Below are 9884 nucleotides of genomic sequence, written 5' to 3'. Positions count from 1 at the left end.
TATGTCGAACAATTAAGATGACTTCCTGCCATCTCTTGTTCGAAGCCAATTCATCTCCCACCTACTCGCTGGGCTACACCCTTCACGCTCCTTGAGGAAGGAGTCTTCTTGGCTAAATTGATAAAGTATATAGCAAAAAATATGATACATAGTCCGACTGCAGTTAGTAGCAAGTACCATTTTTTTTCTTTTCATACATAAACACTCTCCTGTGTGGAATTTATTTCTATTTTAAATTAATTATGGAAAAAGCATGAGGGTTATAAATAAAAACTTTTTATAGTTACCTACAAGTAACCTACGCACATGAAAGTGCATCATTGCCTTTTTCCATAAACATAGATACAATTTTAATATAATACATAACTGAGATGATTAAGGAGTGTTATACTTGGCAGAATTATTACAAGGTAAAAATGCTTTAATTACAGGAGCCGGTAGAGGCATTGGACGCGCTGTAGCGATCGCATTAGCGAAAGAGGGCGTAAATGTCGGTCTTTTAGCTCGTTCAGAAGAAAACTTAAAAGCTGTAGCGAAAGAAGTAGAAGCAGAAGGTGTAAAAGCTGTTATTGCGACTGCTGATGTTTCTTCATACGAAGAAGTGACTACTGCGATTGAGACGTTAAAAAACGGTTTAGGATCTATCGATATTTTAATTAATAACGCTGGTATTTCTAAGTTCGGTAAGTTTTTAGAATTAGACGTTGCTGATTGGGAAAAAATCATTCAAGTAAACTTAATGGGTGTATATTATGCAACTCGTGCAGCTTTACCAAGCATGATTGAACAACAATCTGGTGATATCATTAACATTTCATCTACAGCAGGACAAAAAGGTGCACCTGTAACAAGTGCATATAGTGCTTCTAAATTTGGTGTTCTTGGCTTAACAGAATCGTTAGCGATGGAAGTTCGCAAACATAACATTCGTGTAACAGCTTTAACTCCAAGTACAGTAGCAACTGATATGGCTGTAGATTTAGGATTAACTGATGGAAACCCTGATAAAGTAATGCAAGCAGAAGATATTGCAGAGTTTATCGTAGCGCAGCTGAAATTAAATAAACGTACATTTATTAAATCAGCAGGACTTTGGTCTACTAATCCGTAAGGGATACATGTATAAACAAAAGAAGGGATATCTATTTTGTAATGAAGTAGATGTCCCTTCTTTATTTTTTGCATATGAGACAGAATTTTCGGTATAATCAAAAGTGGATAGTAGAAAAGCATGCTGACATTGCGCGTAGCAATATTGAACGCGCTAATTTGAATGATAGAGTTGAAGTGCGAACAGGATTAGCTTTAGATTCTTTACAACAAATAGAAAATGAGAAGTATGAACCATTTGATTTTATCTTTATAGACGCTGATAAACAAAATAACCCTGCTTATTTTGAATGGGCACTGAAACTATCACGCCCTGGTACTGTAATTATTGGGGATAACGTAGTACGTGAAGGAGAAGTGATTGACAATACGAGTAATGACCCTCGCGTACAAGGGATACGTCGCTTCTATGAGCTAATAGCTGCTGAGCCACGTGTAAGTGCTACAGCGCTTCAAACAGTCGGAAGTAAAGGGTACGATGGATTTATAATGGCAGTCGTAAAAGAATAACGAAAGGAGATAAATAGAATGAAAAAGATGTTTGAAAAGTTATAACATGTATCGTGTACAACGCAACTAGCTCGTGGACCTCCAACATACTTGGAAATATAAGTTTATATAAAAATTGGAGGTTAGGAATAGATGAGAACTGAAAAAGAAATGTTAGACTTAATTATAAATACAGCGAAAGAGGATGAAAGAATCCGAGCAGTCATTATGAATGGATCACGTGTAAATTCAAATGTGAAGAGAGATTGTTTTCAAGACTACGATATTATGTATGTTGTAAATGATATACAATCTTTTACGTCTAATCATAATTGGATTCATAGATTTGGAGAAATAATGATTGTACAAATGCCAGAAGAAATGTCATTAATTCCAGCGGACAAAGACGGGAAATTTCCGTATTTAATGCAGTTTATGGATGGAAATCGAATTGATTTAACGCTCGTTCCATTTGATTTGATAAATAAGTTCGTTGGACAAGATAGTTTAAGTAAGCTGCTTCTCGATAAAGATAATTGTATTGTTGAATTTCCACCAGCAAGCGATAAAGACTACTTAATAAAAAAGCCTACAGAAAAAGAGTTTTTAGGTTGCTGTAATGAGTTTTGGTGGTGTAGTACGAATGTGGCAAAAGGGTTATGGCGTGAGGAACTTTCTTATGCAAAAGGAATGTTTGATGGTCCAGTGCGAGATATGTTCATCGTAATGCTAGAATGGCATATTGGTATGAAAACAGACTTTACAGTTAATGCAGGGAAGTTTGGAAAGCATTTTGAGCAATATTTCGAAGGAGATATGTGGGAGCAATTTAAAAAGACATTTTCTAATGCAGAATATGAAAACATATGGGAATCATTCTTTGTCATGGGTGATTTATTTAGGGAAGTGGCGAATGAAATTGCTAGCGCTTATGGATATCAGTACCCGCAAGGTGATGATGACAGAGTGACGAGTTATTTAAAACATGTGAAAGCTTTGCCAAAAGATAGCACATCAATTTATTAACAATAGTAAGTAGTAAGACTGTCCTAATTACGGACAGTCTTATTTTTGTTTATGAATAGGAATTTCTCTAACAAAGTGCAGAGGAATCACATATGAAATTTTAGGGAGGTTTTTATTATGTATTGTTTTTATTCGCCACAAATGTTTGCTCCATATCAATGGGGACTAGAACGAGATGTTCCGTATACCTATATGCCATATAACTTATTTTATTACGGAAATTATATAAGCACATTGCCATACACATATACCCCTCAAAGCTATGAAGTACAAATGAAAGCAGATGAACGTGGATCGTGGACACCATTTTCATGGGTCGAAAAATATGCGTACGCATTTTCAGGACCGTACAATAAAGCGGAAGTCGCACTTACATTTGATGATGGACCGGATTTAGAATTTACGCCGAAAATATTAGATAAGTTAAAACAACATAATGTAAAAGCTACTTTTTTCTTACTTGGTGAAAATGCAGAAAAGTTTCCGAATGTCGTAAAGCGTATTGCGAATGAAGGGCATGTAATTGGCAATCATACGTATAGTCATCCAAATTTAGCGAAAGTAAATGAGGTCGAGTACCGTAATCAAATTATAAAAACGGAAGAAATATTAAAACGTTTAGTCGGCTATGCTCCTAAATTTGTACGTCCACCGTATGGTGAAATACTTGAAGATCAATTGAAGTGGGCAACTGAGCAAAACTTTATGATTGTACAGTGGAGTGTGGATACAGTTGATTGGAAAGGTGTAAGTGCTGATACGATTACAAATAATGTGTTAGGGAACTCATTTCCTGGTAGTATCATACTTCAACATTCAACTCCAGGTGGACGCCTGCAAGGATCAGTAGAGGCGCTGGACAAAATGATTCCACAGTTAAAAACGAAAGGGGCACGTTTTGTAACGCTGCCAAGCATGTTCCAAACATCGAAAGAGCGAAAGTGAATGTGTTGCGTAATTGGAAAAAACAGGATTGTGTCGTATAATGAAGCTGTAGGTTAGGAGGGGATATAATTGATGTATGCACTAATAAACATAGGAATGAGTATTTTAATAGGTATTATATTTATACTTGCGGCAATTGTCCTTCAAAAAAATCCACCGACCGATATTAATGCGGCATATGGTTATCGTACGAAACAATCTATGAAAAATAAAGAATTATGGGATGCAGGTAATAGGTATAGTGCAGAAGTGATGAAGCAAAACGGATTCATTATGATGTTCATTGGAAGTGTGATTAGTATACTGTTTAGATATCCACATACAATGATAGCGATTATGGTGATTATGCTGTTATTAATCATTCGTTTATTTATACAAGTAGAGAGTAGATTGAAAATACTTGAACAATAATGAAAAACTAGGACTCCTTGCAGTACGATGCTAGGAGTCCTAGTTTATTTATAGACTATTATTTTCTAGTAAGTCTTTTCCTTGTTCAATAACAAATTCATAGTATGCAAAATCATATGGATACATATCATCAAAAGTTATCGTTAGCGGTTTATTGCTCAAAACAGAAGTAGCGGTAAAAGATGAAATCTCTCTTTTTAATAGCTGTAGAAAAGAAGTTGCATGTATTTTCATCACATCGTCTACTTCTTGACCCGGTGCGAATGGAAGTGGGTTAATGACATTGTGGAAATACATATGACAAAACTCGCGATCTGTAAGATTTGAAATTTCATAATCTATTGTAAAGATGCCCTTATATGCTAAATCAGTCGTTTGAAAAGAAAGCCCTAATTCTTCTTCAATTTCACGAAGACCACCACTTTGTACATCTTCATCATGCATAATATGTCCAGCGGAAGTAATATCCCAAATGTTCGGAGCTTCTTTTTTATTTTTAGAGCGTAATTGGAAATATAAAAACATATCTTCATCATCTTTTTCTACAAACCAACAATGAAATGTTTCGTGCCAATCACCGTCACGATGCACTTCATCACGTAATTTCTTCCCAAGTATATTTTTTTCAGTATCAAATATTGTTAACCACTCTGTCATTTAAATTCCCCTTTCTGCAAATTTTATTATACAATATTTGTAATGAATTTTGGGGAAATAAAGAAAAAAGGAGAGGGTATAAGTGGGTATAGAGAGGGCGGAAATAAAATCGATTATTTCAACAGAGGAAGAATTACGGAAAATATTGGGACAACCAAGTGAGAGAGCGTTAAAGAAAGTTATTTCATCACTAGACCACCATTGTATAGATTTTCTATCCAAATCTCCTTTTCTAGTATTATCTACAGCAAATAAATTAGGAGAGTGTGATGCTTCACCGAGAGGAGATGCACCTGGATTTGTTTACGTATTAAACCATAATAAAATTATCATTCCAGAAAGGCCAGGCAATCGTCGTATAGACTCCATTTTGAATATTATTTCCAATCCACGTGTAGGATTAATCTTTTTTATCCCAGGACTTGGGGAGACACTCCGAATAAATGGCCGAGCGTATATAACAAACGACGAAGAAATTTTGCAAGAAATGCAGGAAAATGGACGCGATCCGCTACTTGGAATTGTGGTTGAAATAGAAGAGTGTTATATTCATTGTGCAAAAGCTTTTATTCGTTCTAATATGTGGGATCCAGAATCTTGGTTACATAAAAAAGAGTTACCTTCAGCAGCAAAAATGTTGCTGGAGCATGCAAAAGTGAATACTTCAGAAGAGGATGTTGCACGTTCTTTAGAAGAAAGTTATACGAAAAGATTGTATTGAAAAATTTTATTTATATAGTTTTGTAAGGTGAATATGTACATAATTTAGAATGGGATATTTATATATAAACCGTCGATTTATAAGAAGGAGAAACTACAAAATAGGTAAATCGAGTGGTAATTGTAAAATGTTATTGTGAAATATAATAAAAAATGATTTTGAAAATTGTTAGTAAAAATAGGCTTGCTTTTTAAAAAGTTGATAACTATAATAAGTTAACAAATAGACATGAACGAAAAAGTAACGATAAGGACACGGAATCATTTTTACGGTTTGCAGAGAGGGAAGTCAAGGGTGTGAGCTTCCTAACACGAGAAATGATTTTACCACCTTTGAACTTCAATAGTGAACGAGTAATCTAGTAATTATTGACGGAATCAGCCGTTATCTGAACTTGAGCAATCTAGAGAGAAATACGTCTAGATTGGAACAAGGGTGGAACCACGAAAACACATTCGTCCCTTTCCTAGGGATGAGTGTGTTTTTTTATAGTTTTAGAGATTGAAAATTAAAAATAATTAAAAAATAGTATTGATTTTGTTTTTTATGCGAGTATAATGAGTTAACAAATAAACATGAACGAAAAGTAACGATAAGGACATGAAATCATTTTTACGGTTTACAGAGAGGGAAGTCAAGGGTGTGAGCTTCCTAACACGAGAAATGATTTTACCACCTTTGAACTTCAATAGTGAACGAGTAATCTAGTAATTATTGACGGAATCAACCGTTATCTGAACTTGAGCAATCTAGAGAGAAATATGTCTAGATTGGAACAAGGGTGGAACCACGAAAACACATTCGTCCCTTTCCTAGGGATGAGTGTGTTTTTTTATTACTTTGAAAGGAGGTGCTGTAACATGAAACGATTTGTACGTACGGAAATAACCACCACCTGCATGATTGAAAAGCAGAGTAAGGTGATTGATAAAGATAAAAAATAAAATTGTAGGAGGAGATTAGAAGATGAATAATGTTGTTAATGTAGGGGTGTTAGGATTAGGTACGGTCGGAAGTGGTGTTGTCCATATTTTGAAAGAACATTGTAAAAAAATTGCGCTTGATACAGGGTATGAAGTGAAAGTGAAGACAGTTGCTGTACGTGATTTAGAAAAAGAACGTGATGTTTGTATTGATGGAATCGTAGTAACAAGTCATGTCGATGAAGTTCTAAATGATTCAAATATTGATATTGTAGTAGAGGTAATGGGCGGAATTGAAGAAGCGAAGCAGCATATTGTTAAAGCTTTACGAAATAAGAAACATGTCGTGACAGCAAATAAAGATTTAATGGCTGTATACGGTGCAGAGCTTCTCCAGCTGGCGAACGATAATGATTGTGATTTATGTTATGAGGCAAGTGTAGCGGGCGGTATTCCGGTGTTAAGAGGGTTAACAGACGGATTAGCATCAGATCAAATTGAAAAAATAATGGGAATTGTAAATGGTACAACAAATTACATGTTAACAAAGATGAGTCAAAATGGATGGTCGTATGAAGAAGCTTTACAGGAAGCACAAAAATTAGGTTTTGCAGAATCAGATCCGACAGCGGATGTAGATGGGCTAGATGCGGCGAGAAAGGTAGCGATTCTTGCAAACTTAGGTTTTTCGATGAATGTTTCTTTAGATGATGTACAAGTAAGAGGGATTCGAAAGGTCGAAAAAGAAGATTTACAAATGGCTGAAAAGTTAGGGTTTACAATGAAATTAATTGGTAAAGCAGAGAAACAAGGATCAGCCATTCATTTAAGTGTAGAACCGACTCTTTTACCTAGTCATCATCCATTATCGAATGTAAATAATGAATTTAATGCAGTATATGTTCACGGTCAAGCAGTAGGGGAAGTAATGTTTTACGGACCTGGAGCTGGGAAGTTACCGACTGGTTCTGCTGTAGTAAGTGATATTATTTCAATCGTTAAAAATATGAATCAAGTTCAGAAAAATAAAAGTGCGTTAAAAGAACCAGAGCCGTACGAATTACAGGGAGATGAAGAAGTCGTTTCGAAATATTTCTTGCGTATTTCATTACGAGACGAACCAGGGATGTTGCAAAAAATAACAGAATGTTTCGTTAATTATTCCGTAAGTTTAAAAGAAGTGATTCAATTACCTTTAAATCGTGAACTTGCAGAAGTCGTTGTTGTAACACATCAAACTTCAAAATATCAATTCGAACGAGTTTTAGGAGCGATAGAAGATGTCGCAAGTGAAATAAACAGTTACTACATTATTGAGGAGGAAAAACAATATGTATAAAGGATTATTAAAACAGTATGCTTCTTATTTACCAGTAAATGAAAATACACCTGATGTGAGCTTAATGGAAGGGAATACACCGCTTATCCCGTTATTAAATATATCAAAACAATTAGGAATTCAGTTATACGGTAAGTATGAAGGAGCGAATCCGACAGGTTCTTTTAAAGATCGTGGTATGGTAATGGCAGTTGCGAAGGCGAAAGAAGAAGGTTCAGAGGCCATTATTTGTGCGTCAACAGGTAATACATCAGCATCGGCCGCAGCATACGCGGCACGTCTTGGAATGAAATGTATTATCGTAATCCCAGAAGGGAAAATTGCACATGGGAAATTAGCGCAAGCAGTTGCCTATGGTGCTGAAATTATTTCAATAGAAGGAAATTTTGATGATGCACTAAAGGCTGTAAGAAATATTGCTGCAGAAGAGCCAATCACATTAGTTAACTCGGTAAATCCTTATCGAATTGAAGGGCAAAAAACAGCAGCATTTGAAATTTGTGACCAATTGCAAAGTGCACCAGATGTTTTAGCGATTCCTGTTGGGAATGCCGGAAATATTACAGCGTACTGGAAGGGTTTCTGTGAATATGAGAAAGAAAAAGGATATAAGAAGCCAAGAATTCATGGATTTGAAGCGGAAGGAGCAGCTGCTATTGTAAAAGGGCATGTAATTGACGAGCCAGAAACAATTGCAACAGCGATACGCATCGGTAACCCAGCAAGTTGGTCATATGCAGTAGAGGCTGCTGAGCAGTCTCACGGTGAAATAGATATGGTATCAGATGAAGAAATTTTACATGCGTATAGATTATTAGCAAAATCGGAAGGGGTTTTCGCTGAGCCAGGATCGAATGCTTCATTAGCTGGCGTAATGAAACATGTTCAATCTGGAAAAATCAAAAAAGGAGAAACAGTTGTTGCAGTTTTAACTGGAAACGGCTTGAAAGATCCTGATATCGCAATTTCTTCTAATACATTAGATATTGCAAGTGTTTCAAATAATATAGAACAAATTAAAGAGCATATTAAAGGGGTGATTATGTCGTGATACCATTAAGTATTCGTGTTCCTGCTAGTACAGCGAATGTTGGACCTGGATTCGATTCAGTAGGAATAGCTTTGTCATTGTATTTGCATGTAGTAGTAAAAGAGAAATCTAATAAATGGCAAGTGATCCATTCTTTTGATGAGTCGATTCCGACAGACGATAAAAATTTAATCGTTAGTACGGCATGTAAAGTGAGTCCTTCTTTATCACCTTATATAATAGAAGTTACTAGTAATATCCCATTAACAAGAGGACTAGGAAGTAGTGCATCAGCAATTGTAGCTGGGATAGAGCTTGCGAATCAACTAGGTAATTTGAACTTAACGACTGATCAAAAAGTTCAAATTGCTACAAATTTTGAAGGTCATCCTGATAATGTTGCTGCTTCTATATTAGGAGGAACTGTAATCGGAGCACTTGATGGAAAGAATGTTTCGGTTGTAAGAATTGAAAGTAAGGAATTGGGCGTCATTTCTCTTATTCCAAATGAAGAGCTAAATACAGATGAAAGTCGATCTGTATTACCAGATGTATTCCCTTTTCATGAAGCTGTTAAGGCTAGTGCAATAAGTAATGTATTAGTAGCTGCTTTATGTCAAAAGAAATGGGGAGTTGTAGGCGAAATGATGGAAAGGGATCATTTTCACGAGCCGTATCGTTTAGAGCTTGTACCGTTATTACCATCTATTCGTAAATGTGCAAAAGAATTCGGTGCATACGGTACAGCGCTTAGCGGTGCAGGACCATCTATTTTTATATTAACGCCTTATGAGAAACGTCAAGAAATTGCTGAGCAATTAGCGAGAGTATTTACGTCTATGAAAGTGTGTGAGCTAGAAATCGATCATACAGGAATTACTGTAAATAAAGAAGAACGTATAGAACTATAAAAAAGCTAGCATTGCTAGCTTTTTTTGTTGTAAATAGCTTTTCAGTTGGCATATAAAAGAAAAGTAATCATGTATAATTTAGTAAAGTGTGTATTCATTTGGAGGTGATCCTATGAAGCAAGAGTCACCAGAAGAAAAAAGAGAACGTATAAGGCAAAGTGAATTGAAAAATAATCCTACAGGTTCTTTAAAGGATGGATTAAACAGAGCTGAAACAGGTAGTCCAGTTGATATGGCAGGTGGTATGAATTGGAAAGGTACAGCGCTAGTAATTTTAGTGCTAGCTTTAGGCTATATTATATACACTTATTTCTTTAGTTAA

At 35.6% G+C, this 9884-nt stretch carries 10 protein-coding genes, 1 pseudogene and 2 other annotated features; of the genes and pseudogenes, 10 read left to right on the top strand and 1 reads right to left on the bottom strand.

Going from position 1 to position 9884, the window contains the following annotated elements; translation table 11 throughout:
* Nucleotides 1–391: 391 nt before the first annotated feature.
* The 5 genes and pseudogenes from PDK19_RS06810 (at nucleotide 392) to PDK19_RS06790 (ending at nucleotide 3981) form a co-directional block, all read left to right on the top strand.
* A complete protein-coding gene (locus tag PDK19_RS06810; protein WP_000818985.1) occupies nucleotides 392–1111 on the top strand; it encodes a 3-ketoacyl-ACP reductase in 720 nt (239 codons plus the stop codon).
* 113 nt (nucleotides 1112–1224) lie between these two features.
* Nucleotides 1225–1620 (top strand): annotated as a pseudogene (locus PDK19_RS06805) (O-methyltransferase); the annotation flags it as partial.
* 132 nt (nucleotides 1621–1752) lie between these two features.
* Nucleotides 1753–2625 (top strand): aminoglycoside 6-adenylyltransferase, encoded by an 873-nt coding sequence (locus tag PDK19_RS06800; protein WP_074615524.1) that lies wholly within the window; start codon nucleotides 1753–1755, stop codon nucleotides 2623–2625.
* A gap of 117 nt (nucleotides 2626–2742) precedes the next feature.
* A complete protein-coding gene (locus PDK19_RS06795) occupies nucleotides 2743–3570 on the top strand; it encodes a peptidoglycan-N-acetylglucosamine deacetylase (RefSeq protein WP_049112601.1) in 828 nt (275 codons plus the stop codon).
* Nucleotides 3571–3642: 72 nt separating this feature from the next.
* A complete protein-coding gene (locus PDK19_RS06790) occupies nucleotides 3643–3981 on the top strand; it encodes an SdpI family protein (protein WP_014893821.1) in 339 nt (112 codons plus the stop codon).
* Between the two features lie 48 nt (nucleotides 3982–4029).
* Here the strand turns inward: PDK19_RS06790 and PDK19_RS06785 are convergent, their stop codons facing one another.
* Nucleotides 4030–4638 (bottom strand): NUDIX hydrolase, encoded by a 609-nt coding sequence (locus PDK19_RS06785; RefSeq protein ID WP_270706794.1) that lies wholly within the window; start codon nucleotides 4636–4638, stop codon nucleotides 4030–4032.
* Nucleotides 4639–4720: 82 nt separating this feature from the next.
* Between PDK19_RS06785 and PDK19_RS06780 the strand changes: the two genes are divergently transcribed.
* The 5 genes from PDK19_RS06780 (at nucleotide 4721) to PDK19_RS06760 (ending at nucleotide 9884) form a co-directional block, all read left to right on the top strand.
* Nucleotides 4721–5359 (top strand): pyridoxamine 5'-phosphate oxidase family protein, encoded by a 639-nt coding sequence (locus PDK19_RS06780; protein WP_014893820.1) that lies wholly within the window; start codon nucleotides 4721–4723, stop codon nucleotides 5357–5359.
* A 234-nt stretch (nucleotides 5360–5593) separates the two neighbouring features.
* Nucleotides 5594–5825: a binding site (T-box leader), on the top strand.
* A 114-nt stretch (nucleotides 5826–5939) separates the two neighbouring features.
* Nucleotides 5940–6171, top strand: a binding site (T-box leader).
* Nucleotides 6172–6325: 154 nt separating this feature from the next.
* Complete coding sequence (locus PDK19_RS06775; protein WP_001067136.1) at nucleotides 6326–7621, top strand: homoserine dehydrogenase; 1296 nt, start codon at nucleotides 6326–6328, stop codon at nucleotides 7619–7621.
* The gene (gene thrC, locus PDK19_RS06770; protein ID WP_000276440.1) at nucleotides 7614–8672 is read left to right on the top strand and encodes a threonine synthase; all 1059 of its coding nucleotides are present in this window, start codon (nucleotides 7614–7616) and stop codon (nucleotides 8670–8672) included. Before PDK19_RS06775 ends, thrC begins: the two co-directional genes overlap by 8 nt.
* Nucleotides 8669–9562 carry a homoserine kinase gene (gene thrB, locus PDK19_RS06765; RefSeq protein WP_074567826.1) on the top strand — a complete coding sequence of 298 codons (894 nt, stop codon included), beginning with the start codon at nucleotides 8669–8671 and terminating at the stop codon, nucleotides 9560–9562. The genes thrC and thrB overlap by 4 nt, the downstream gene beginning before the upstream one ends.
* Nucleotides 9563–9674: 112 nt before the next feature.
* Nucleotides 9675–9884: a DUF6366 family protein gene (locus tag PDK19_RS06760; protein ID WP_000808278.1), complete on the top strand. Its 210-nt coding sequence runs from the start codon at nucleotides 9675–9677 to the stop codon at nucleotides 9882–9884.

The organism is Bacillus cereus group sp. BcHK124 (assembly GCF_027712065.1).
Taxonomy (GTDB): Bacteria; Bacillota; Bacilli; order Bacillales; family Bacillaceae_G; genus Bacillus_A; species Bacillus_A pacificus.
This window is presented reverse-complemented; position numbering and strand designations above follow the sequence as displayed.

Coding starts and splice junctions, on each gene's coding strand:
- PDK19_RS06800 (WP_074615524.1), top strand. CDS start 1,753: ATGAGAACTGAAAAAGAAATGTTAGACTTAATTATAAATACAGCGAAA.
- PDK19_RS06795 (WP_049112601.1), top strand. CDS start 2,743: ATGTATTGTTTTTATTCGCCACAAATGTTTGCTCCATATCAATGGGGA.
- PDK19_RS06790 (WP_014893821.1), top strand. CDS start 3,643: ATGTATGCACTAATAAACATAGGAATGAGTATTTTAATAGGTATTATA.
- PDK19_RS06785 (WP_270706794.1), bottom strand. CDS start 4,638: ATGACAGAGTGGTTAACAATATTTGATACTGAAAAAAATATACTTGGG.
- PDK19_RS06775 (WP_001067136.1), top strand. CDS start 6,326: ATGAATAATGTTGTTAATGTAGGGGTGTTAGGATTAGGTACGGTCGGA.
- thrC (WP_000276440.1), top strand. CDS start 7,614: ATGTATAAAGGATTATTAAAACAGTATGCTTCTTATTTACCAGTAAAT.
- PDK19_RS06760 (WP_000808278.1), top strand. CDS start 9,675: ATGAAGCAAGAGTCACCAGAAGAAAAAAGAGAACGTATAAGGCAAAGT.